General features: G+C 61.5%; 19 protein-coding genes. 14 read left to right on the top strand and 5 right to left on the bottom strand.

Annotation, left to right across the window (positions count from 1 at the left end; translation table 11 throughout):
* The first annotated feature begins 18 nt into the window (after positions 1–18).
* Positions 19–432: a YbaN family protein gene (locus DMX11_RS18065; RefSeq protein WP_110745745.1), complete on the top strand. Its 414-nt coding sequence runs from the start codon at positions 19–21 to the stop codon at positions 430–432.
* On the opposite strand, the gene arcD (DMX11_RS18070) is transcribed toward DMX11_RS18065, so the two are convergent.
* Entirely contained in the window at positions 412–1,839 is a 1,428-nt protein-coding gene (arcD, locus tag DMX11_RS18070) for an arginine-ornithine antiporter (protein WP_110745746.1), read from the bottom strand. The genes DMX11_RS18065 and arcD (DMX11_RS18070) overlap by 21 nt on opposite strands.
* A gap of 435 nt (positions 1,840–2,274) precedes the next feature.
* On the opposite strand from arcD (DMX11_RS18070), the gene arcD (DMX11_RS18075) reads away from it, so the two are divergent.
* The 7 genes from arcD (DMX11_RS18075) to gltS all read left to right on the top strand — a co-directional run bounded on the left by arcD (DMX11_RS18075) (position 2,275) and on the right by gltS (position 10,486).
* Positions 2,275–3,702 carry an arginine-ornithine antiporter gene (gene arcD, locus DMX11_RS18075; protein WP_110745747.1) on the top strand — a complete coding sequence of 476 codons (1,428 nt, stop codon included), beginning with the start codon at positions 2,275–2,277 and terminating at the stop codon, positions 3,700–3,702.
* A 33-nt stretch (positions 3,703–3,735) separates the two neighbouring features.
* A complete protein-coding gene (gene arcA, locus DMX11_RS18080; protein ID WP_110745748.1) occupies positions 3,736–4,989 on the top strand; it encodes an arginine deiminase in 1,254 nt (417 codons plus the stop codon).
* A 69-nt stretch (positions 4,990–5,058) separates the two neighbouring features.
* Positions 5,059–6,069: an ornithine carbamoyltransferase gene (locus DMX11_RS18085; protein WP_110745749.1), complete on the top strand. Its 1,011-nt coding sequence runs from the start codon at positions 5,059–5,061 to the stop codon at positions 6,067–6,069.
* A gap of 95 nt (positions 6,070–6,164) precedes the next feature.
* Positions 6,165–7,094 (top strand): carbamate kinase, encoded by a 930-nt coding sequence (gene arcC, locus DMX11_RS18090; protein WP_110745750.1) that lies wholly within the window; start codon positions 6,165–6,167, stop codon positions 7,092–7,094.
* A 55-nt stretch (positions 7,095–7,149) separates the two neighbouring features.
* Complete coding sequence (locus DMX11_RS18095) at positions 7,150–7,521, top strand: DUF5064 family protein (protein ID WP_110745751.1); 372 nt, start codon at positions 7,150–7,152, stop codon at positions 7,519–7,521.
* Between the two features lie 84 nt (positions 7,522–7,605).
* On the top strand, positions 7,606–9,114 hold the full coding sequence (locus tag DMX11_RS18100) for a sigma-54-dependent transcriptional regulator (protein WP_110745752.1): 1,509 nt from the start codon (positions 7,606–7,608) through the stop codon (positions 9,112–9,114).
* A gap of 166 nt (positions 9,115–9,280) precedes the next feature.
* Complete coding sequence (gene gltS / locus DMX11_RS18105) at positions 9,281–10,486, top strand: sodium/glutamate symporter (RefSeq protein WP_110745753.1); 1,206 nt, start codon at positions 9,281–9,283, stop codon at positions 10,484–10,486.
* Between the two features lie 90 nt (positions 10,487–10,576).
* Here the strand turns inward: gltS and DMX11_RS18110 are convergent, their stop codons facing one another.
* Entirely contained in the window at positions 10,577–11,074 is a 498-nt protein-coding gene (locus tag DMX11_RS18110; protein ID WP_110745754.1) for a RidA family protein, read from the bottom strand.
* Positions 11,075–11,151: 77 nt separating this feature from the next.
* Positions 11,152–12,543 (bottom strand): FAD-binding oxidoreductase, encoded by a 1,392-nt coding sequence (locus DMX11_RS18115; RefSeq protein WP_218278964.1) that lies wholly within the window; start codon positions 12,541–12,543, stop codon positions 11,152–11,154.
* Positions 12,544–13,208: 665 nt separating this feature from the next.
* On the opposite strand from DMX11_RS18115, the gene gcvH reads away from it, so the two are divergent.
* The 6 genes from gcvH (at position 13,209) to DMX11_RS18145 (ending at position 20,269) form a co-directional block, all read left to right on the top strand.
* The gene (gene gcvH / locus DMX11_RS18120) at positions 13,209–13,592 is read left to right on the top strand and encodes a glycine cleavage system protein GcvH (RefSeq protein WP_110745756.1); all 384 of its coding nucleotides are present in this window, start codon (positions 13,209–13,211) and stop codon (positions 13,590–13,592) included.
* Positions 13,593–13,603: 11 nt separating this feature from the next.
* The gene (gene gcvP / locus DMX11_RS18125; protein ID WP_110745757.1) at positions 13,604–16,459 is read left to right on the top strand and encodes an aminomethyl-transferring glycine dehydrogenase; all 2,856 of its coding nucleotides are present in this window, start codon (positions 13,604–13,606) and stop codon (positions 16,457–16,459) included.
* 136 nt (positions 16,460–16,595) lie between these two features.
* Positions 16,596–17,972, top strand: a complete 1,377-nt coding sequence (locus DMX11_RS18130) for an L-serine ammonia-lyase (protein WP_110745758.1) — start codon at positions 16,596–16,598, stop codon at positions 17,970–17,972.
* 27 nt (positions 17,973–17,999) lie between these two features.
* Positions 18,000–19,121, top strand: a complete 1,122-nt coding sequence (gcvT, locus tag DMX11_RS18135; protein WP_110745759.1) for a glycine cleavage system aminomethyltransferase GcvT — start codon at positions 18,000–18,002, stop codon at positions 19,119–19,121.
* A gap of 357 nt (positions 19,122–19,478) precedes the next feature.
* On the top strand, positions 19,479–19,691 hold the full coding sequence (locus tag DMX11_RS18140; protein WP_110745760.1) for a cold-shock protein: 213 nt from the start codon (positions 19,479–19,481) through the stop codon (positions 19,689–19,691).
* Between the two features lie 89 nt (positions 19,692–19,780).
* On the top strand, positions 19,781–20,269 hold the full coding sequence (locus DMX11_RS18145) for an RDD family protein (protein WP_110745761.1): 489 nt from the start codon (positions 19,781–19,783) through the stop codon (positions 20,267–20,269).
* Between the two features lie 78 nt (positions 20,270–20,347).
* Here the strand turns inward: DMX11_RS18145 and lptG are convergent, their stop codons facing one another.
* Positions 20,348–21,409, bottom strand: coding sequence for an LPS export ABC transporter permease LptG (gene lptG, locus DMX11_RS18150; RefSeq protein WP_110745762.1), 1,062 nt, complete (start codon positions 21,407–21,409; stop codon positions 20,348–20,350).
* Positions 21,402–22,517, bottom strand: a complete 1,116-nt coding sequence (gene lptF / locus DMX11_RS18155; protein ID WP_110745763.1) for an LPS export ABC transporter permease LptF — start codon at positions 22,515–22,517, stop codon at positions 21,402–21,404. Before lptF ends, lptG begins: the two co-directional genes overlap by 8 nt.
* Positions 22,518–22,611: the final 94 nt, after the last annotated feature.

Genomic DNA, 22,611 nt, shown 5'->3' on the forward strand with positions numbered 1-22,611 from the left:
GTTTTATGCAGTGAGAACATGACCCGACCCGCCCGATCGAAACTCGCACGCCTGCTGTATGGAATACTGGCTTACGTGAGCCTGGGGGTGGGCCTGGTTGCAATCGTCATCCCTGGCCTGCCGACTACCGAGTTCATCCTGCTGGCCGCCTGGGCAGCCACGCGCAGTTCGCCCCGCCTTTCCGCCTGGCTGGAAAACCACCGGCTGTTCGGGCCGATCCTGTACAACTGGCGCAATGGCAAGGTGATCCAGCGCCGGGCCAAGGTCAGCGCCACCATCAGCATGCTGCTGTGTGCAGGCCTGATGCTGACCTTTCTGGAGCACCGCTGGCCGGTGTTCCTGGCGATTGCCGGCATGACCCTGGGCAACCTGTGGATCTGGTCGCGCCCGGAGCACGCCTGCCCGGCACCGTCACAAGCTCAGCAACCCTGAATACAGGGCATAGGCTGCCAGGGCCGCCCCCGCCAGCACCGCGGCGAAAATCAGCTTTTCCCAGGCCGTGAACAGGGTTTGCCCCTGCTCGCGCTTGGCCCTTGCGAACAGGATTACCCCTGGGGCATACAGCAATGCCGACAGCAGCAGGTACTTGAGCCCCCCGGCGTACAACAGCCAGATGGCGTACAGCAAGGCGACCAGCGCCACCAGCAGGTCCTTGCGTCGCAGCCCGGGCTGCCCAGCATAACTCTCGCCACGCACAGCCAGCAGCACCGCATAGGCCGCCGACCACAGGTAAGGCACCAGAATCATCGACGACGCCAGGTAGATCAGGCTGGTGTAGGTACCGGCCGAAAACAGCGTGATCAGCAGGAACCCCTGGATCATGCAGTTGGTCAGCCACAGGGCATTGGCCGGCACGTGGTTGGCATTTTCCCGGGCCAGAAAGCGCGGCATGGTCCTGTCGCGTGCGGTGGCATAGAGAATCTCGGCACATAGCAGCGCCCACGACAGCAGCGCACCCAGCAGTGAAACCGCCAGGCCAATGCTGATCAGCAAGGCGCCCCAAGGGCCAACGATATGCTCCAGCACCGAAGCCAGTGAAGGGTTCTGCAACCCGGCCAGCTCAGGCTGGGTCATCACCCCGAGCGACAGCACGTTGACCAGCACCAGCAACGCCAGCACACCGAGAAAACCGATGACCGTGGCCTTGCCGACGTCCGACCGCAGCTGGGCACGTCCGGAATAGACACTGGCGCCCTCGATGCCGATGAACACGAACACGGTCACCAGCATCATGTTGCGGACCTGCTCCAGCACGCTGCCGAACTGAGGGTTGCTCAAACCCCAGATATCGCGGGTGAAGATATCGGTGCGGAAAGCGAACGCGGCAATGACCACGAAAATCAGCAACGGTACCACCTTGGCCACCGTCGTGACCTGGTTGATGAACGCCGCTTCCTTGATGCCACGCAGCACCAGGAAATGCACCGCCCACAGTAGCAATGAGGCACAGCCGATGGCGATTGGCGTGTTGCCTTCGCCGAATACCGGGAAGTAGAACCCGAGGGTGCTGAACAGCAGCACGAAGTAACCCACGTTGCCCAGCCAGGCGCTGATCCAGTAACCCCAGGCCGAGGAGAAGCCCATGTACTCGCCAAAGCCGGCCTTGGCGTAGGCATACACCCCCGAGTCCAGCTCGGGTTTGCGGTTGGCCAGGGTCTGGAACACGAACGCCAGCGCCAGCATGCCCACTGCTGTGATACCCCAACCGATCAGCACTGCACCCACATCGGCACGCGCCGCCATGTTCTGCGGCAACGAGAAGATCCCGCCGCCGATCATCGAGCCGACCACCAATGCGATCAGCGCGCCCAGACGCAGCTTCTGTCCCGGTTCGCTCATGCATCCCCCATTGTTGTGCGTGCTGTCATGCGATTGAAACACCTCAGCAGGCCATATAAGTAATGTTACTTATATTGAAGCTGAACACCTGGATCAGCTCGGTAATAGCAGCTTTGTCTATGCAATGCCTTCGTAAAAACTAGCAGCTACCCAGCAACTAGAAAAGAAATTGATAAAACTCGAAATTCTTGTGAAAAATTTGCGAAAGCGGCAAAAGCGACTAGCTTCAAGCATCGCAGGCTGAACAGAGCGTTTGCTCTAGAAAGACATGGAGGTGCCAGAGCGCAAGGCCTGCAGCTTGAGCTGTCGGCACTCTCCGGGAGCCCCGTGAAGGATTTTTCCTACTTCACGTAGCCATAAACTGACATAAGTCAGTGGCTGGCAAAGGCGTCAGATTTATTCTGTCGTCAACTTTCTCCTGGCAGGAGTTGTTAAATGTCTGATTCTTCCGGAAAACTTAAGCTCGGCGCTTTAGTTGCACTCGTAGTCGGCTCGATGATTGGTGGCGGGATTTTCTCGCTGCCTCAAAACATGGCGGCCAGCGCGGGGGTTGGCGCGGTGCTGATTGGCTGGGCCATCACTGCAGTCGGCATGCTGACCCTGGCCTTCGTGTTCCAGACCCTGGCCAACCGCAAGCCTGACCTGGACGGCGGGGTGTACGCCTACGCCAAGGCCGGCTTTGGCGACTACATGGGCTTCTCCTCGGCCTGGGGCTACTGGATCAGCGCCTGGCTGGGCAACGTCGGCTACTTCGTGTTGCTGTTCAGTACCCTGGGGTACTTCTTCCCGATCTTCGGCGAGGGCAACACCCCCGCCGCCATCATTGGGGCATCAATCCTGCTGTGGGCAGTGCACTTTCTGGTACTGCGCGGCATCAAGGAAGCGGCGTTCATCAACCTGGTCACCACCGTGGCCAAGGTCGTACCGCTGGTGCTGTTCGCCCTGATCTGCCTGTTCGCCTTCAAGCTCGACATCTTCACCGCTGACATCTGGGCCTTAGGTACCCCGGAGCTTGGCAGCGTGATGAACCAGGTGCGCAACATGATGCTGGTGACCGTGTGGGTGTTCATCGGTATCGAGGGCGCGAGCATCTTCTCGTCACGGGCGGAGAAACGCTCGGACGTGGGCAAGGCCACCGTGATCGGCTTCGTTACCGTGCTGCTGTTCCTGGTACTGGTCAACGTACTGTCGCTGGGCATCATGACCCAACCGGAACTGGCCAAGCTGCAGAACCCGTCGATGGCCGCCGTACTGGAGCATGTGGTCGGTCACTGGGGGGCGGTGCTGATCAGCGTCGGCCTGATCATCTCGCTGCTGGGTGCCTTGCTGTCGTGGGTGCTGTTGTGCGCCGAGATCATGTTCGCCGCCGCCAAGGACCACACCATGCCGGAGTTCCTGCGCCGCGAGAACGCCAACCAGGTGCCGGCCAACGCGCTGTGGCTGACCAACGCCATGGTGCAGATCTTCCTGGTGATCACGCTGTTCTCCAGCAGCACCTACCTGTCGCTGATCTACCTCGCCACCTCGATGATTCTGGTGCCCTACCTGTGGTCGGCGGCCTACGCCTTCCTGCTGGCATGGCGCAACGAAACCTACGAACAGGCCCTGGCCGAACGCAAGAAAGACCTGGTCATCGGTGGCATCGCACTGTTGTACGCCATCTGGCTGCTATACGCCGGCGGCGTGAAATACCTGCTGCTCTCGGCACTGCTCTACGCACCTGGGGCGATTCTGTTCGCCAAGGCCAAGCGTGAAGTCGGCCAACCCATCTTCACCAACGTGGAAAAACTGATCTTCGCAGCCGTGGTCATTGGCGCCCTGGTGGCAGCTTATGGCCTCTACGACGGCTTCCTGACCCTTTGACCCACGTCTTCGTTCAATTGGAGGAATGAAACCATGTCCGCTGAAAAACAGAAGTACGGTGTCCACTCCGAAGCCGGCAAACTGCGCAAAGTGATGGTGTGCGCCCCGGGCCTGGCGCACAAGCGCCTGACACCAAGCAACTGTGACGAACTGCTGTTCGACGACGTGATCTGGGTCGACCAGGCCAAGCGTGACCACTTCGACTTCGTCACCAAGATGCGCGAGCGCGGCGTGGATGTGCTGGAAATGCACAACCTCCTGACCGACATCGTGCAACAACCCGAAGCGCTGAAGTGGATCCTCGACCGCAAGATTACCCCCGACACCGTCGGCGTGGGCCTGACCAACGAAGTGCGCAGCTGGCTCGAAGGCCTCGAACCACGCCACCTGGCCGAATTCCTGATCGGCGGTGTGGCTGGCCAGGACCTGCCACAGAGCGAAGGTGCCGATGTGGTCAAGATGTACAACGACTACCTGGGCCACTCCAGCTTCATCCTGCCACCACTGCCCAACACCCAGTTCACCCGCGACACCACCTGCTGGATCTACGGCGGCGTCACGCTGAACCCGATGTACTGGCCGGCGCGCCGCCAGGAAACCCTGCTGACCACCGCCATCTACAAGTTCCACAAGGAGTTCACCGGCGCCGACTTCCAGGTGTGGTACGGCGACCCGGACAAGGACCACGGCAATGCCACCCTCGAAGGGGGTGACGTGATGCCGATCGGCAATGGCATCGTGCTGATCGGTATGGGCGAGCGTACCTCGCGCCAGGCCATCGGCCAGCTGGCGCAGAACCTGTTCGCCAAGGGCGCGGTCAAGGAGGTGATCGTTGCCGGCCTGCCGAAGTCCCGCGCCGCCATGCACCTGGACACCGTGTTCAGCTTCTGCGACCGCGACCTGGTCACGGTCTTCCCGGAAGTGGTGAAAGAGATCGTGCCGTTCATCATCCGCCCGGACGAAAGCAAGCCGTACGGCATGGATGTGCGCCGCATCGACAAGTCGTTCATCGACGTGGTGGGCGAACAGCTTGGCGTCAAGCTGCGCGTGGTCGAGACCGGCGGCAACAGCTTCGCCGCCGAACGCGAACAGTGGGATGACGGGAACAACGTGGTGGCCATCGAGCCGGGCGTGGTCATCGGCTACGACCGCAACACCTACACCAATACGTTGCTGCGCAAGGCTGGCATCGAGGTCATCACCATCAGCGCCGGCGAACTGGGCCGGGGCCGTGGCGGCGGCCACTGCATGACCTGCCCCATTGTGCGTGACCCGATCGATTACTAACGACCATTGCACCCGGCCGCGCCCACAAAGCGCGGGCCGGGCCACTACCGAACTCAAGGAGAAGCAATCATGGCGTTCAACATTCACAACCGCAACCTGCTCAGCCTGGAACACCACACCACCCGCGAGCTGCGCTACCTGCTGGACCTGTCCCGCGACCTCAAGCGTGCCAAGTACACCGGTACCGAGCAGCAGCACCTGAAGGGCAACAACATTGCGCTGATCTTCGAAAAAACCTCTACCCGTACCCGCTGCGCCTTCGAAGTGGCTGCCTACGACCAAGGCGCCAACGTCACCTACATCGATCCCAATTCCTCACAGATCGGCCATAAAGAAAGCATGAAGGACACCGCCCGCGTGCTCGGGCGCATGTACGACGCCATCGAGTACCGTGGCTTCAAGCAGGAAATCGTCGAAGAACTGGCCAAGTTCGCCGGGGTACCGGTGTTCAACGGCCTGACCGACGAATACCACCCCACCCAGATGATCGCCGACGTGCTGACCATGCGTGAGCACAGCGACAAACCGCTGCATGACATCAGCTACGCCTACCTGGGCGACGCCCGCAACAACATGGGCAACTCACTGCTGCTGATTGGCGCCAAGCTGGGCATGGACGTGCGCATTGCGGCGCCCAAGGCGCTGTGGCCACATGACGATCTGGTTGAGCGCTGCAAGCAGTACGCTGAAGAAAGCGGTGCGCGCATTACCCTCACCGAAGACCCGAAAGCTGCGGTCAAGGGTGTGGACTTCGTCCATACCGACGTGTGGGTATCGATGGGTGAGCCGATCGATGCCTGGGGTGAGCGCATCAAGCAGCTCAAGCCTTATCAGGTGAATGCCGAACTGATGAAGTCCACCGGTAACCCGCGGACCAAGTTCATGCACTGCCTGCCGGCGTTCCACAACTCTGAAACCAAGGTCGGTAAGCAGATCGCCGAACAGTATCCAGACCTGGCCAACGGTATCGAAGTGACCGACGACGTGTTCGAGTCGCCGGCCTGCATCGCCTTCGAGCAGGCGGAAAACCGCATGCACACGATCAAGGCGATCCTGGTGTCGACCCTGGCTGACCTGTAAAGGCCGAATCGACAGGCCGGGCAACCCGCTCCCACCGGGGGCGGGCGAGCCCAGTCAAGAGCAGCGCCTCCCTTCTTTGCTAAAGGACATTCTCCATGCGTATCGTTGTTGCATTGGGCGGCAACGCCCTGCTGCGTCGCGGCGAGCCCATGACCGCTGACAACCAGCGTGCCAATATCCGCACAGCCACTGAACAGATCGCCAAGATTCACCCGGGCAATGAACTGGTCATCGCCCACGGCAATGGCCCGCAAGTCGGCCTGCTGTCACTTCAGGCGCTGTCCTACAAGCCCGACGAGGCCTACCCGCTGGATGTGCTGGGTGCCGAAACCGAAGGCATGATCGGCTACATGATCGAACAGGAACTGGGCAACCTGCTGGACTTCGAAGTGCCGTTCGCCACCCTGCTGACCCAGGTGGAAGTGGACGCCAATGACCCCGCCTTCAAGGACCCGACCAAGTTCATCGGCCCGGTTTACAGCAAGGATGAGGCCGAGCGCCTGGCCAAAGAGAAAGGCTGGGTGGTAAAGGCCGATGGCGACAAATACCGCCGCGTGGTGGCTAGCCCGAAACCCAAGCGCATCTTTGAAATCCGCCCGATCAAGTGGCTGCTGGAGAAGCAAAGCATCGTGATTTGCGCAGGCGGTGGCGGCATCCCCACCCTGTACGATGAAAACCGCAAGCTCAAAGGTGTCGAGGCGGTGATCGACAAGGATTTGTGCTCGGCGTTGCTGGCCGAACAGCTGGAAGCCGACCTTCTGATAATCGCCACCGACGTCGATGCGGCGTACATTGACTGGGGCAAGCCCACGCAAAAAGCTATTGCCCAGGGCCATCCGGACGAACTCGAGCGGCTTGGCTTCGCCGCAGGGTCCATGGGGCCGAAGGTGCAAGCCGCCAGTGAATTCGCCCGCAAGACCGGCAAGGTAGCGGTGATCAGTTCGCTGGAAAACATTGAAGACATTGTCAAAGGTGCAGCCGGCACGCGGGTTTCTACCGCCAAGTCTGGGATCAGCTACCGTTGAATGCAGTTGGCGGGTGCCTGGCGCCCGCCGTTTAGCCCTCCGGGAGGATTACGCCATGGCTCAGTTTCAACCCGGTTTCGTGCACATCGAGCGCACTGCGCTGAACAGCGCGGACCATAGCTACAACCTTAAAATCGAGTACGAGGCGACGACGAAGGACCCCAAGGAAGGCCGAGGAATTCAGTTCCGCATGCATGGCACCATCGAGGCCAAGCCGGTCGATGAAACGTTCTTTCTGCCCAAGGATCAGGTACTGCCCAGCTTTTTGATGGTGCTGAGCCGCAAGGCCCAGGCTCATCTTCCCCCCCCCAAGAAGTTCGAAACCCTCGGCTCGCCACACAAGATCTACGACGCGATGTTCGAAGATATCCGCGCCAAACTGGATGTGAAGTCGGGCGACTCGATCAAGCCTGAACATCTGGAGTGAGTTCAGCGTTTCGGGGCCGCAAAGCGGCCCCGGCAATGTTGAGGCATACTACCGCCCTCCCCGGCCACAACCTCGCCCCTCTCCATGCGCATCCACGTCAGCTTTATCGACCGCGTCGGCATCACCCAGGAAGTCCTCGCCCTGCTGGGTGCCCGCAACCTCAACCTGGACGCCGTGGAGATGGTCCCGCCGAACGTCTATATCGACGCCCCCACCCTCAGCCCCGCAGTCCTGGAAGAACTGCACGACGCGCTGTTCGAGGTGCATGGCGTGCAGTCGGTGGACGTGGTCGACATCCTTCCCGGTCAACGCCGTCACCTGCAGCTCGATGCCCTGCTGGCCGCCATGAGCGACCCGGTACTGGCGGTGGACAGCGCTGGCAAGGTACTGCTCGCCAACCCGGCGCTGATCGAGCTATGCGGTCGCGAGTCAGCCGGGCGCTCGGTGGGGGAGCTGTTCGACGACCCGGTATTGCTGCAGGCGCTGCTGGACAACAACTTCCACCTGCCGATGCGCGAGATGCAGCTGAACGGCCAGAGCCTGCTGCTGGACGCCATGCCGATCACCAATGCCGGTGGCCTGCTGACGCTGTACCCACCCTCGCGCATGGGTGAGCGCCTGTCGGCACTGCACCACGACCACGCCGAGGGCTTCGATGCGTTACTCGGCGAGTCGCCGGCCATCCGCACGCTCAAGGCCCGCGCCCTGCGCGTGGCAGCACTGGATGCGCCGTTGCTGGTGCACGGTGAAACCGGCACCGGCAAAGAACTGGTGGCCCGCGCCTGTCACGCCATCAGCAGCCGCCACTCGGCACCGTTCCTGGCCCTGAACTGCGCCGCACTGCCCGAGAGCCTGGCCGAGAGCGAGCTGTTCGGCTATGCCCCCGGTGCCTTCACCGGTGCGCAACGCGGTGGCAAACCCGGCTTGATGGAGCTGGCCAACCAGGGCACGGTGTTCCTCGATGAAATTGGCGAGATGTCGCCATACCTGCAGGCCAAGCTGCTGCGTTTTCTCAGTGACGGCAGCTTCCGCCGGGTAGGCGGCGACCGCGAGGTGAAGGTGGATGTGCGCATCATCAGCGCCACCCATCGCGACCTGGAGCGCATGGTAGCCGAAGGCAGTTTCCGTGAAGACCTGTTCTACCGCCTCAACGTGCTCAACCTGCAGGTACCGCCCCTGCGCGACCGTGGCCAGGACATCCTGATGCTGGCGCACTTCTTCATGCAGCAGGCCTGCACACAAATCCAGCGCCCAGCCTGCCGCCTGACCCCGGCCACCCATTCGGCACTGCTGGCCAACCCGTGGCCGGGCAATGTGCGCCAACTGCAGAACGTGATTTTCCGCGCAGCGGCCATCTGCGAGGGCAACCTGGTGGACATCGGCGACCTGGACATCGCCGGCACCTCGGTGGCACGCGGGCAAGACGGCGAAGTGGCCAGCCTGGAGCAAGCCGTTGGCGATTTTGAACGTGAGCTGCTGCAACGGTTATATGCCAGTTACCCCTCGACCCGGCAACTGGCCGGGCGCCTGCAAACTTCACATACCGCTATTGCCCAGCGACTGCGTAAATATGGAATTCCCGGCAAAGCCTGATAGAAGTGGAAACAACCCAGTTGCTATTCAGGTTTTTCCTACGCCAGTGAAAGATACTCTCCCACCTATGCCTCGTAGAATGGTGACCATGTAATTCCACCTGTCATCCCACTTGTCCGCCCCACGGCGGGGAGTGGTTCGCTACTGGATATAACGAGAGCACCTGATGTTTGAACTCGATTTTTACGGGACACTTGTAGCCGCCTCTTTAGTCCTGTTACTGGGACGCAGCCTGGTCGCGCGCATTGGTTTCTTGCGCGCCTACAATATTCCGGAACCTGTTGCCGGTGGACTGGTAGTCGCCCTTGCACTGCTGGCGTTGCGCAGTTTCGATGTCCACGTGCAGTTTGATACTTCGCTGCAAACCCCTTTGATGCTGGCATTTTTTGCCACCATCGGTCTGAGCGCCGATTTTGCCAGCCTGAAAAAGGGTGGGCGCGTAGTGACCGTGTTCTTGCTGGTAGTGACCAGCCTGCTGCTGGTGCAGAACGGCATGGGTATCGGGCTGGCCACGGCATTGGGGCTCGACCCGCTCATGGGCCTGCTGGCAGGGTCCATCACCTTGTCGGGTGGCCACGGTACCGGTGCAGCCTGGGGCGCAACGTTCAGCGAAAAATTCGGCCTGGCCTCGGCCTCCGAACTGGCGATGGCCTCGGCCACCTTCGGGCTGGTGCTCGGAGGCTTGATCGGTGGCCCAGTGGCCCGGCTGTTGATCAAACGGGTAAAAACCCCAGGCCCCGAAGAAGAAATACCGCAACTACCCAAAGGCTTCGAGCGCCCAGACAAAGAGCGGCTGATTACCTCGTTTTCATTTGTTGAAACCCTTGCGCTGATTGCAGTCAGTTTGCTTGCCGGGTCGTTACTCAATAGCGCGCTCAAAGGCACTGCATTCGAGCTGCCTACCTTTGTTTGTGTGTTGTTCGTGGGCGTAGTGCTGCGCAATGGCCTGTCAGCGTTCGGCGTTTACCGAGTGTTCGAACGGGAAGTCTCGGTACTGGGCAACGTCAGTTTGTCGTTGTTCCTGGCCATTGCCCTGATGTCGCTAAAACTGTGGGACCTGGCAGCACTGGCGTTGCCGTTCTTTGTGTTGCTGGCCGCGCAAACGCTGGTCATGGCATTGTTTGCCATCTTCGTCACATTCAGGGTGATGGGTCGCAACTATGATGCGGCGGTGTTGGCTGCCGGGCACTGTGGTTTCGGCCTGGGTGCAACGCCCACGGCGATTGCCAACATGCAAGCAGTGACCCAGCGCTACGGCGCATCGCACATCGCCTTCCTGGTGGTGCCGATGGTAGGAGCGTTCTTCATCGATATCATCAATGTCATCGTGATCAAGCTGTACCTGGCGTTGCCATTGTTCATCACAGGCTAGGCCATTCGGCGGCGCTGTCGACACGGCCTTGCGTCACGAAGGATCAGCCAGCCCCGGGCATGGCTAGCCTGGGGCTGACGTTCCCCTGGTTCAGGGACGCACCGCTGTCACTTCGATCTCGACGCGCCAGGCAGGGTCGGCCAGGCCGGCAACCTGGAACGCCGAGCGCGCAGGAAGGACTGGCTGCTTGGCAGCTGGCCCAAAGAACTGGGTATAGCCGGCCATGAAACCGTCAAAATCCATCTTCCCGCCGTTCTCCGGCCCACCCACCAAAAACACCTGCATCTTCACCACGTCGGTGAGGCCAAGGCCCAGCGCTTTCAACTGCTGCTGAATGTTCTGCAGCACACTGATGGTTTGGGCCTGGGTGTCCCCGTAAGCTTCGAGCGAGTGCTGGGGCGCGTCAGGATGGATCACCGACGGGACGGAACCGCTCAGGTAGACGACCGTCTTCCCTGCGGGCACCTCTACCGCCGATGAGATAGGGAAACTGCCCGCGCCATGGCGCACGATCTCTTGTGCCTGTGCACTTGCGGCACCTGCAAGTGCCATAGCCATTGCTGCTGCGGTGTTGAACGCGACTTTCATGCTGTTCTCCTGATGATTGCCAAAAATATGCACGCATCGTCGATACGCGCACGGGTCATTCCATTGCGCCAGGCGGCCTAGAATCGGTACAGGCTGAAGGGTTTAGGGTCCAGCACCGGTGCCTCGCCAAGCAGCAGATCGGCCGACACTTCGGCTGACACCGGGCTTTCCGTCATCCCCCACCCGGTCGCGGTGTTGAGGACCAGCCCTGGGTAATCCTTGACCTGCGAAATGATAGGGTTCTCATCCGGAGCAATGGCCATGGCTCCGCTCCACTGATCGATCAGCTTCGCATCGCTGAAGGCTGGGAACTCGAGCTTGAGTTTTTCCAGAGATGCATTCAGCTCCGGAAGGTCCGGGGCCGCCGTCATCAGCCGGTTTTTCTCGAAAGGCGAAACTTCGTCCAGCTTCCAGTGCGTTGGCTGGATGAACGAATCGATCAGCTGCTTGTTGAGCGAGATGTGCACCGGGAAGTCCGGTATGGCCAGCAGAGGCAGGTACTTGTAGCCGTACATGAACGACTCTTTCACCACCGGCGCAACCACGACACGCGGCGATGTGGCATAGGTGCCGTCGGCCTGCTCACGGAAGTAGATATTGCCTGGCAATGCAACGTTGCCGCCGGGCGCACGGGGTGCCGCACTGATGATTTGCTGGGACTGGTAAGCGGGCAAGGTGGGTATATCGACGCCCAGGTTCTGCATGAACAATCTGGACCAAGCGCCGCCCGCCACGATCACCCGCGACGTGCGGATCGCGCCTTTCTCGGTCACCACATCAGAGATGGCACCAGCCTGGGTCTCCAGGCCCCTTGCGGCACAGTGGGTATAGATACGCACGCCCATTTGCTTGGCGTACTCCGCCATGACGAACGACGCGCGCTCGGCATCCAGGCTGCCGGAATCTTCTTCGAAACCCGCGACCGTCCATTTTGACGATGCTCCGCGCAGGCGCTGTTCAAGTTCATGGCCCTGGATGATTCGCGTCTTGAACGGTATAGCCGCTGATACTTCGCGGCTTTTGCTATCGATCCATGTTCTGACGCCTTCCAGGTCTTCTTCATCGAACGGTACTTCCACCCGGCCCTGCGTGCGATAGCTGGTATCTGCCCCCACTTTGGCATTCATTTCGCGCCAACGTTGCTTGGCAAGATGGTGCAACTGGAAAGTTGCGTCTGGCATCTTGTAGGTCATGACCTGGCCATAGAACCTGCAAGACTGCTCACCGGCAATTTCACCTTTTTCAACAACAACTACCGAAAGGCCGCGCTCGACAAGGTTGATTGCAGTCATGAGCCCCAGAATACCAGCCCCCACGACGACGGCGTCCGCCTGTTCGGGAAGCGCACCCGCGGTGCCTTCGACATAGCCAAACCGCGGTTTGCCGGGGATCAACCGGCCTTCGCGGGTCAGCAAAGGGGTCAGCACCCCGGCGCCGCCCGCAACAGCCAACACACCGCCCCCGATCAAAAAATTACGCCTCGTCATTCCCATGACAGTTCCCTTTCCTGGTGTTCGATGTTGTTTTTTCTGAGTCCAGACAGCAAGGCACATGCGTGTGCCGACAGCCGTTGAAGGCGGCTATTCTGGTAAGCCTCAGTTCCAGAACACATCGCTGAGGGCAAATACTTAGTTCAGCTATTTGAAAACTATCGCGCAGGGGACATGCACAGTTAGTTTGGCGACATTGAATGCGAAAATAAGAAATTATTACCCACGCCGACAGGGAAACAGCGTTTGCGCTGGGTTGAAACATAAGGCGCTTGGTGGCTTCGAAGTTTGTAGATTTGAATGAGGCCCAGCTGAGCCAGCCAGTGGCTCAGCGAAGGATTTCGGTGCTGTGAACCTCCTGGTGCCAAGAGTCGCCACGCAAATGTATCGATTTGAATACACCGTACCGAAATCAATACGCGACCGCTCAAGCGCCGCTACGCAAGGGTTTGATCGCCAACCGCTTTTTGAGCGAGTCAGCCGTGTAGCGTTTTCGTTCCATCGAAGCTGCGAAGCCTTTGGATAAAAACGATAACCTATTGTTTTATATACAAAATTATAGATTGGCCGTGTTTTTGCTTAGGGAAACCCAACCAAGAGCGCGGAGCCACCGCGCCCACCGCCCTGCTTCCTGAGGATTCCCCATGAGCGAGTTGCGTTTCACTGAAGATCACGAATGGCTGCGCGTCGAAGCCGATGGCAGCGTCACCGTGGGCATCACCGCCTACGCCCAGAATGCCCTGGGCGATGTGGTTTTCGTGCAATTGCCAGAGTTGCAGCATTACGAGAAGGGCAGCGAAGCGTCTACCGTCGAGTCGGTAAAAGCCGCCAGCGGCGTCTACATGCCGCTGACCGGTGAAGTGGTCGAGGTCAACGCCCAGCTCGAAGACAGCCCTGAACTGGTCAACGAAGACCCGATGGGCGACGGCTGGTTCTTCCGCTTCAAGCCTGTGGATGCCGCCGCCGTCACCGCCCTGCTCGACCAGGATGCCTACGACCGCCTGCTCAAAGCCAACGACGACGCCTGAGGAACCCCGCCATGACCATCAACCTCGGCACCGCCAACGAATTCATCGCCCGCCACATCGGCCCGCGCGCCGCTGATGAGCAGGCCATGCTCGACGCCCTCGGCTTCGACTCGCTGGAGGCCATGACCGCCGCGGTCATTCCCGACAGTATCAAGGGCACCAGCGTGCTCGGCTCGCACGACGGCCAGAGCGAGGCCGACGCACTGGCCGCACTGAAGGCCATCGCCGGCAAGAACCAGCTGTTCAAAAGCTACATCGGCCAGGGCTACTACAACACCCACACTCCGGCGCCGATCCTGCGCAACCTGCTGGAAAACCCGGCCTGGTACACCGCCTACACCCCGTACCAACCAGAAATCTCCCAAGGCCGCCTGGAAGCGCTGCTGAACTTCCAGACCCTGATCAGCGACCTGACCGGCCTGCCGATCGCCAACGCCTCCCTGCTCGACGAAGCCACTGCTGCTGCCGAGGCCATGACCTTCTGCAAGCGCCTGTCGAAGAACAAGGCCAGCCACGCCTTCTTCGCCTCGGTGCACTGCCACCCGCAAACCCTCGACGTGCTGCGCACCCGTGCCGAGCCGCTGGGTATCGAGGTGGTGGTGGGCGACGAGCGCGAGCTGGGTGATGTGAGCGCCTTCTTCGGCGCCCTGCTGCAATATCCGGCCAGCAACGGTGAAGTGTTCGACTACCGGGACGTGGTGCAGCGCTTCCATGCCGCCAACGCCTTGGTCGCCGTCGCTGCCGATCTGCTGGCCCTGACCCTGCTGACCCCGCCGGGCGAGTTTGACGCCGACGTGGCCATCGGCAGCGCCCAGCGTTTTGGCGTACCACTGGGCTTCGGTGGCCCGCACGCTGCCTACTTCGCCACCCGTGACGCGTTCAAGCGCGACATGCCGGGCCGCCTGGTTGGCGTGTCGATCGACCGCTTCGGCAAGACCGCCCTGCGCCTGGCCATGCAGACCCGCGAGCAGCACATCCGCCGCGAGAAGGCCACCAGCAACATCTGCACCGCTCAGGTGCTGCTGGCAAACATCGCCAGCATGTTCGCCGTTTACCACGGCCCGGCCGGCCTCAAGCGCATCGCCGAGCGCACTCACGCACTGACCGCGATTCTGGCCGCCGGCCTGAAGGTGCTGGGCGTTCAGGTAGTGGGCAGCAGTGCGTTCGACACCCTGACCCTGGCTACCGGCACGGCTACCGCCAGCCTGCATGACCAGGCGCGCGCCCAGGGCATCAACCTGCGCCAGGTCGACGCTGCCCACCTGGGCCTTTCGCTGGACGAAACCAGCAGCCAGGCGGACGTCGAGTCGCTGTGGCAGCTGTTCGCTGGCGACCAGGCGCAACCTGACTTCGCCGCGTTGGCCGCCAGCACCGGTTCGCTGCTGCCCGCCGCCCTGCTGCGCCAGTCGGCCATCCTCGAACACCCAGTGTTCAACCGCTACCACAGCGAAACCGAGCTGATGCGCTACCTGCGCCGCCTGGCCGACAAGGACCTGGCGCTGGACCGCAGCATGATCCCGCTGGGCTCGTGCACCATGAAGCTGAACGCTGCCAGCGAGATGATCCCGGTGACCTGGGCCGAGTTCGGCAACCTGCACCCGTTCGCCCCGGCCGAACAGAGCCAGGGCTACCTGCAGATGACCACCGAGCTCGAAGCCATGCTGTGCGCTGCCACCGGTTACGACGCCGTGTCGCTCCAGCCCAACGCCGGTTCGCAGGGCGAGTACGCAGGCCTGCTGGCCATCCGCGCCTACCACCGCAGCCGTGGCGAAGCCCACCGTGACATCTGCCTGATCCCTTCGTCGGCCCATGGCACCAACCCTGCCACCGCCCACATGGCGGGCATGCGCGTGGTGGTGACCGCCTGTGACGCCCGTGGCAACGTCGATGTCGAGGACCTGCGCGCCAAGGCCATCGAACACCGCGAGCGCCTGGCGGCGATCATGATCACCTACCCGTCGACCCACGGCGTGTTCGAGGAAGCGATCGGCGAAATTTGCGCGATCATCCACGACAACGGTGGCCAGGTGTACATCGACGGCGCCAACATGAACGCCATGGTCGGCCTGTGCGCCCCAGGCAAGTTCGGCGGCGATGTTTCGCACCTGAACCTGCACAAGACCTTCTGCATCCCGCATGGCGGTGGCGGCCCGGGCGTCGGCCCGATTGGCGTCAAGTCGCACCTGGCGCCGTTCCTGCCGGGCCATGGGCAGCTGGAAAACACCCAGGGCGCGGTATGCGCCGCGCCGTTCGGCAGTGCCAGCATCCTGCCGATCACCTGGATGTACATCCGCATGATGGGCGGTGCCGGCCTGAAGCGTGCCTCGCAGATGGCCATCCTCAACGCCAACTACATCGCCCGCCGCCTGGAAGAGCACTATCCTGTGTTGTATACCGGCGGCAATGGCCTGGTGGCACACGAGTGCATCCTCGACCTGCGCCCGCTGAAAGACACCAGCGGCATCAGCGTCGACGACGTGGCCAAGCGCCTGATCGACTTCGGCTTCCACGCCCCGACCATGTCCTTCCCGGTGGCCGGCACGCTGATGATCGAACCGACCGAAAGCGAGTCCAAGGAAGAACTGGACCGCTTCTGCAACGCGATGATCCAGATCCGCGAGGAAATCCGCGCGGTCGAGAACGGTAGCCTGGACAAGGACGACAACCCGCTGAAAAACGCCCCGCACACTGCGGCCGAGCTGGTTGGCGAATGGGCCCACGGCTACAGCCGCGAGCAGGCGGTATATCCGCTGGCGAGCCTGGTGGAAAGCAAGTACTGGCCGCCGGTCGGCCGGGTCGACAACGTGTTCGGCGACCGCAACCTGGTGTGTGCCTGCCCGTCGATCGAGAGCTATCAGGACGCCTGATAGCCCCTCCCCGCCACCTGGCTTGGGTGGCGGGCTCTGTGGGGCGGGTTTACCCGCGAATGCGGCGGTGCATTCGCAGGTAGACACGCTTCCACAAGGCTCACCGCCCATCCACCGAACTTGGCAGGAGGTCACCATGTCACTGAGCGTCTTCGACCTGTTCAAGATCGGCATCGGTCCCTCCAGCTCCCACACGGTCGGCCCGATGCGTGCCGCTGCGCGGTTTGCCGAAGGGCTGCGCCGTGACGGCCTGCTGGCGAATACCGCAAGCGTCAGGGCCGAGCTGTACGGTTCACTGGGTGCCACCGGCAAGGGCCACGGCAGTGACAAGGCCGTGCTGCTGGGCCTTGAGGGTGAACACCCCGACGTCATCGATACCGACAGCATTCCCGCCCGGCTACAGGCCATCCGCGACAGCGGTCGCATCAACCTGCTTGGTGAGCACAGCATCGCCTTCACCGAAAAGCAGCATCTGGCGATGATCCGCAAGCCATTGGACTACCACCCCAATGGCATGATCTTCCGCGCGTTCGACGATGCCGGCCTGCAAATCCGCAGCCGCGAGTACTACTCGGTAGGTGGCGGTTTCGTGGTCGACGAGGACGCCGCCGGCCACGACCGCATCGTCGAGGACAGCACTGTACTGGCCTACCCGTTCAAGACCGCCAAGGAGTTGCTTGGCCACTGCACCACACAAAACCTGTCGGTAAGCCAGGTAATGCTGGCGAACGAGGCCGCCTGGCGCCCAGAGCCGGAAACCCGTGCCGGGCTGCTGCGCATCTGGCAGGTGATGCAGGATTGCGTCGAAGCCGGCTGCCAGCATGAGGGCATTCTGCCAGGCGGGCTCAAGGTCAAACGGCGGGCCCCAGCACTGTATCGTCAACTGAGCCAGCACCCGGAGGCCAACCTGCGCGATGCGCTGTCAGTGCTCGACTGGGTCAACCTCTACGCCTTAGCGGTGAACGAGGAAAACGCCAATGGCGGCCGCGTCGTTACCGCCCCCACCAACGGCGCCGCTGGCATCGTCCCGGCTGTACTGCACTACTACATGCGCTTCGTGCCAGGGGCGAGCGAGGACGGGGTGGTGCGCTTTCTGCTCACCGCTGCAGCCATCGGCATCCTGTACAAGGAAAACGCCTCGATATCCGGCGCCGAGGTGGGTTGCCAGGGCGAGGTCGGCGTGGCCTGTTCGATGGCCGCAGGCGCGCTGTGCGAAGTGATGGGCGGTAGCGTGCAGCAGGTAGAGAACGCCGCTGAAATCGGCATGGAACATAACCTGGGCCTGACCTGCGACCCGATTGGCGGGCTGGTCCAGGTGCCCTGCATCGAACGCAATGCCATGGGCTCGGTGAAGGCAATCAACGCGGTCCGCATGGCCTTGCGCGGCGACGGGCAACACTTCGTTTCGCTCGACAAGGTCATCCGCACCATGCGCCAGACCGGCGCCGACATGAAAAGCAAATACAAAGAGACCGCCCGTGGCGGCCTGGCCGTCAACATCATCGAATGTTGACCCGACAACAACACCAAGGAGTCACCGATGTCCGAAACACTGCTCAAGACCCCACTGCATGCCCTGCACCTGGAACTGGGTGCGCGGATGGTGCCGTTCGCCGGGTACGACATGCCCGTGCAATACCCGCTGGGCGTGCTCAAGGAACACCTGCACACTCGCGATCAGGCCGGCCTGTTCGATGTCTCGCACATGGGCCAGATCATCCTGCGCGGTAGCGACGCCGCCAAGGCCCTGGAAACCCTGGTGCCGGTGGACATCATCGACCTGCCGGTGGGCATGCAGCGCTATGCCATGTTCACCAATGAGCAAGGCGGCATACTCGATGACCTGATGGTGGCCAACCTGGGCGACGACACCCTGTTCCTGGTGGTCAATGCTGCCTGCAAGGACCAGGACCTGGCCCACCTGCAAAAACACATTGGCGACCGTTGCCAGGTACAGCCGCTGTTCGAGGAACGTGCCCTGCTTGCCCTGCAGGGGCCGGCAGCAGTCAAGGTACTGGAGCGCCTGGCCCCGGAAGTGGCAGGCATGACCTTCATGCAGTTCCGCCCGCTAAAACTGCTGGGTGAAGACTGCTTCGTCAGCCGCTCGGGCTACACCGGTGAAGACGGCTACGAAATTTCGGTACCGGGCCACGCAGCCGAGGCCCTTGCTCGTCGCCTGCTGGCCGAGCCGGAAGTACAGCCGATCGGCCTGGGCGCTCGTGACTCGCTGCGCCTGGAAGCCGGCCTGTGCCTGTATGGCCACGACATGAACGGCGAGACCACACCGATCGAAGCCAGCCTGCTGTGGGCGATTTCCAAAGTGCGCCGTGCCGATGGCGCACGTGCTGCCGGTTTCCCGGGGGCCGAGGCGATCTTCGCCCACCAGCGCGATGGCGTGGCGCGCAAACGTGTCGGCCTGTTGCCACAAGAACGCACGCCAGTACGCGAAGGCGCGGATATAGTAGATGCCAACGACAAACCGGTGGGCAAAGTGTGCAGCGGCGGATTTGGCCCGACACTCGGCGCACCGGTTGCAATGGGTTATATCGATAGTGAACATAGCGCTCTCGACACACCACTGTTTGCTGTCGTGCGCGGCAAGAAGGTTGCCTTGAAAGTCAGTAAAATGCCTTTCGTAGCACAACGTTACTACCGTGGCTGAAACTGCTTTGTGAGGGTTGGGGGCGGGTTCGAGATATTCGTTTTCGAACCTCCCCAATAACTTTTGAACATACCGCCAGGCCAGGCACCATGCCGTTTCCGGGCAAACGGCCGGTTGTCGGCAGACGGTCAATTTTCCCTACGACCAAGGGCTTGTTTTTCGCTCGGCAGTTGGCGTAGAGTCACAGCACTGTGTTTGCATGGGTCGCAACAGTTCGTGACCTGGGCCAGTAGCCGAGATTTGCTACAACCCGTTCGACGTCTCTTACTTTCCTGCAACCCAGCCCAGTAATCTTTCGCTTACAAAAAAGTGCGAAAGAACTGTCATCAAAATTTAAGCTTCATAGGAAATAAGACAATGGCTGAGCGTCAGAACGGTACCGTCAAGTGGTTCAATGACGAAAAAGGTTACGGCTTCATCACCCCAGAAAGCGGTCCGGATCTGTTCGTGCACTTCCGCGCTATCGAAGGCAATGGCTTCAAGAGCCTGAAAGAAGGCCAGAAGGTCACCTTCGAAGCCGTTCAAGGCCAGAAAGGCATGCAGGCTGACAAAGTTCAGGTCCTGGGCTAAGCCGAACCCGACTTCAAAAAGCCCCTGCCAAGTGCAGGGGCTTTTTTTTGCCCGTAGAATAGTGGCTTCGATTTCTGGAGCTGTTCTGCATGACCAAGCCTCTGCTCACACCCCAGGGTGATTTTCCGCCGGTCGGCCTGGGCCGGCGCCTGGCGGCGATGTTCTATGACTTTCTGTTGTGCACGGCGCTACTGATCGTGACCGCAGGCGCCTACAAAATGATCCAGATGGCGATCATCGGCGAAGCACGCATGCGCGAGCTGACCGAGGCCGGTGCACTGGATGGCGACCCGCTGCTGTCGACGTTGCTGCTGTTTGCCTTGTTCGGCTTCTTTGCCAAGTTCTGGACCCATGGCGGGCAAACCTTGGGCATGCAGGTGTGGGGCGTACGGGTGCAGAATGCGGATGGCTCGGCGATCAGCCTGTGGCAAGCGCTGCTGCGTTTCGTGGTATCGATCGCGTCGTGGTTGTGCCTTGGGCTGGGTTTCTTCTGGGTGCTGATCGACAAGCGCAAGCGCGGCTGGCATGACATCTATTCAGAAAGCCAGCTGGTGCGGGTGCCAAAGCAGAAGAGATGACTTGAGCTTTGCTGGCGTCGGGCGATCAGCCACAAAAAAGCCGACCCAGAGGTCGGCTTGTTCATGCAGTTCAGGCCATCAACCCGCCCGGCGCAACAACCAGACACCGGCCAAGGCACAGATGCCCGCGGGTATCACTACCGCCAGCAACGGCGGGAAGCCGAACACCTGGCTGGAGGGCCCAAGCAAATCCTGGCCGATGCGGAACACGAAGCCCACCAGCACGCCGGTGAACACGCGCTGGCCAAGGGTCACCGACCGCAGCGGGCCGAAGATGAACGAGATCGCCATCAGCACCAGCGCCGCCGTTACCATCGGCTGCAGCACCTTGGTCCAGAACGCCAGCCAGTAACGGGCGTTGTTCAGGCCCTGGTCGGACAGGTAGTGAATGTAGTCCCACAGCCCGGTGATCGACAGCGACTCGGGCGCCAGGATGACGGTATTGAGCAGCTCCGGCGTGAGGGACACATCCCAGCGCTCTTCGGGCGCGGTTACCACCTCAGTGTGGTCGCCCCGGAAGTAGGTGGTGCGCACATCGGCGAGCAGCCAGTGGTCTTGCTGATACTGCGCACGACGGGCAAAGCTCGAAGTGACAATCTTGCGCTCGCTGTCGAAGCGATAGCGGGTCACCCCGAGCAGCAGGCCGCTGGGCTGCACGGCGTTGATGTGCACATACTCCTCGCCCTGGCGGTGCCACATGCCGCGCTTGGAACTTTGTGCTTCACCACCGCCCTGGGCCAGGGAACGGTCGGCCTGGGCCTTGTTCTCGGTCACCGGGGCCACGTACTCGCCAATCAGCAGGCCGACCAGCATCAGCACCAGCATGGGCTTCATCACCGCCCAGACGATACGGCCGATCGAAACCCCAGCCGCGCGCATGATGGTCAGTTCGCTGCTGCTGGCCAGGCTGCCCAGGCCGATCAAGCAGCCGATCAGCGCGGCCATCGGCAGCATTTCGTACAGCCGGCGCGGTGCGGTCAGCAGGACGAAGTTGCCTGCTTCCATCACTGTATAGGTGTCGCTCAGGTCGCTCATTTCATCAATGAACGCAAACAGCGAAGCCAGGCCGAGGATGATCCCCAGCACAGCCAGGATGGCCAGCAGCACGCTCTGGCCAATGTAGCGATCGAGCTTAGCCATGGGCCACCTCCGCACGGCGGGCGGCGCGCTTGAGGCGCAACGGCTCCCAGTACATCAGGCCCAGGCCGATCAGCAGGAACAGGCCGTGGACCCACCACATGCCCAGGCCAATCGGCAATTTGCCCTTCTCGAGGGCGCCGCGTACGGAAATCAGCATTGTCAGGTAGGCCATGTACAGGAGAATTGCCGGCAACAGCTTGAGGAAGCGGCCTTGGCGCGGGTTGACCCGCGACAGCGGCACTGCCAGCAGGGTGACGACGAAGACCAGGATCGGCAGCGACAGCCGCCATTGCAGCTCGGCACGCTCACGCAGGCCCTTCTTGCCGAACAGTTCGGAAGTCGGAATCGCTTCGCGATCAGTCACTTCTTCAGCAACTTCCGGCTTGGGCAGCAACACACCGTAGGTGTCGTACTTGATTGCACGGTAATCGGCCTGGCCCGGGTTGCCGTCGTAGCGGTAGCCGTTCTCCAGCACCAGGTAGCGGTTGCCGTCCGCCTGGATTTCCTGGTGGCCTTTTTCCGCGACCAGCACCGATGGCGCGCGGTCTTTGGTCTTGTCCTGGTTGAAGCGCTTCTCGGAGATGAACACCCCGGCCAGGTTGATGCGGTCGTCCGACAGCTGCTCGGTATAGGTCACCCGCGAGCCGTCACGCAAGGTCTGGAAGCGCCCCGGTACCAAGGTATCGAACTCGGTCAGGGCGTCCTGCTGGGCAATGATCTGCTGCACCTGGGCCACGCCCAAGGGTGCCAGGCTCAGGCTCAGCCAGGCCACCAGCAGGGCAACCAGGGCGGCCGGCGCCATGGTCAGGCCCAGCAGGCGCTGTTGGCTCATGCCGGTGGCCGACAGCACGGTCATCTCGCTTTCCAGATACAGCCGCCCATAGGCCAGCAGGATGCCAAGGAACAGCCCCAGCGGCAGGATCAGCTGCAGGAAGCCAGGCATGCGGAAACCCATGATCAGGAACAGCACGCTCGGGTCGAGCACGCCCTGGGCAGCCTGGGCCAGGTACTTGATGAAGCGCCCGCTCATGATGATCACCAGCAGCACGGCGCTGACGGCGCTCAAGGTCACCAGGACCTCGCGGGACAAATAACGAAAGACGATCAAACCAGACACTCCTGGGTTGTCAGGGCAGACGGCCATGCAATGGCGCCAGACAATGACTTAGTACATCCAAGACCAATGCCGGTTCGCCAAAGGC

This window comes from Pseudomonas sp. LB-090624 (genome assembly GCF_003205205.1).
In the GTDB taxonomy this organism is placed as follows: Bacteria; Pseudomonadota; Gammaproteobacteria; order Pseudomonadales; family Pseudomonadaceae; genus Aquipseudomonas.

Coding starts and splice junctions, on each gene's coding strand:
- gltS (WP_110745753.1), top strand. CDS start 9,281: ATGTTTGAACTCGATTTTTACGGGACACTTGTAGCCGCCTCTTTAGTC.
- gcvT (WP_110745759.1), top strand. CDS start 18,000: ATGTCCGAAACACTGCTCAAGACCCCACTGCATGCCCTGCACCTGGAA.
- DMX11_RS18110 (WP_110745754.1), bottom strand. CDS start 11,074: ATGAAAGTCGCGTTCAACACCGCAGCAGCAATGGCTATGGCACTTGCA.
- arcA (WP_110745748.1), top strand. CDS start 3,736: ATGTCCGCTGAAAAACAGAAGTACGGTGTCCACTCCGAAGCCGGCAAA.
- lptG (WP_110745762.1), bottom strand. CDS start 21,409: ATGGCTAAGCTCGATCGCTACATTGGCCAGAGCGTGCTGCTGGCCATC.
- gcvH (WP_110745756.1), top strand. CDS start 13,209: ATGAGCGAGTTGCGTTTCACTGAAGATCACGAATGGCTGCGCGTCGAA.
- DMX11_RS18140 (WP_110745760.1), top strand. CDS start 19,479: ATGGCTGAGCGTCAGAACGGTACCGTCAAGTGGTTCAATGACGAAAAA.
- DMX11_RS18065 (WP_110745745.1), top strand. CDS start 19: ATGACCCGACCCGCCCGATCGAAACTCGCACGCCTGCTGTATGGAATA.
- DMX11_RS18100 (WP_110745752.1), top strand. CDS start 7,606: ATGCGCATCCACGTCAGCTTTATCGACCGCGTCGGCATCACCCAGGAA.
- arcD (WP_110745746.1), bottom strand. CDS start 1,839: ATGAGCGAACCGGGACAGAAGCTGCGTCTGGGCGCGCTGATCGCATTG.
- gcvP (WP_110745757.1), top strand. CDS start 13,604: ATGACCATCAACCTCGGCACCGCCAACGAATTCATCGCCCGCCACATC.
- DMX11_RS18145 (WP_110745761.1), top strand. CDS start 19,781: ATGACCAAGCCTCTGCTCACACCCCAGGGTGATTTTCCGCCGGTCGGC.
- arcC (WP_110745750.1), top strand. CDS start 6,165: ATGCGTATCGTTGTTGCATTGGGCGGCAACGCCCTGCTGCGTCGCGGC.
- arcD (WP_110745747.1), top strand. CDS start 2,275: ATGTCTGATTCTTCCGGAAAACTTAAGCTCGGCGCTTTAGTTGCACTC.
- DMX11_RS18130 (WP_110745758.1), top strand. CDS start 16,596: ATGTCACTGAGCGTCTTCGACCTGTTCAAGATCGGCATCGGTCCCTCC.
- DMX11_RS18095 (WP_110745751.1), top strand. CDS start 7,150: ATGGCTCAGTTTCAACCCGGTTTCGTGCACATCGAGCGCACTGCGCTG.
- DMX11_RS18085 (WP_110745749.1), top strand. CDS start 5,059: ATGGCGTTCAACATTCACAACCGCAACCTGCTCAGCCTGGAACACCAC.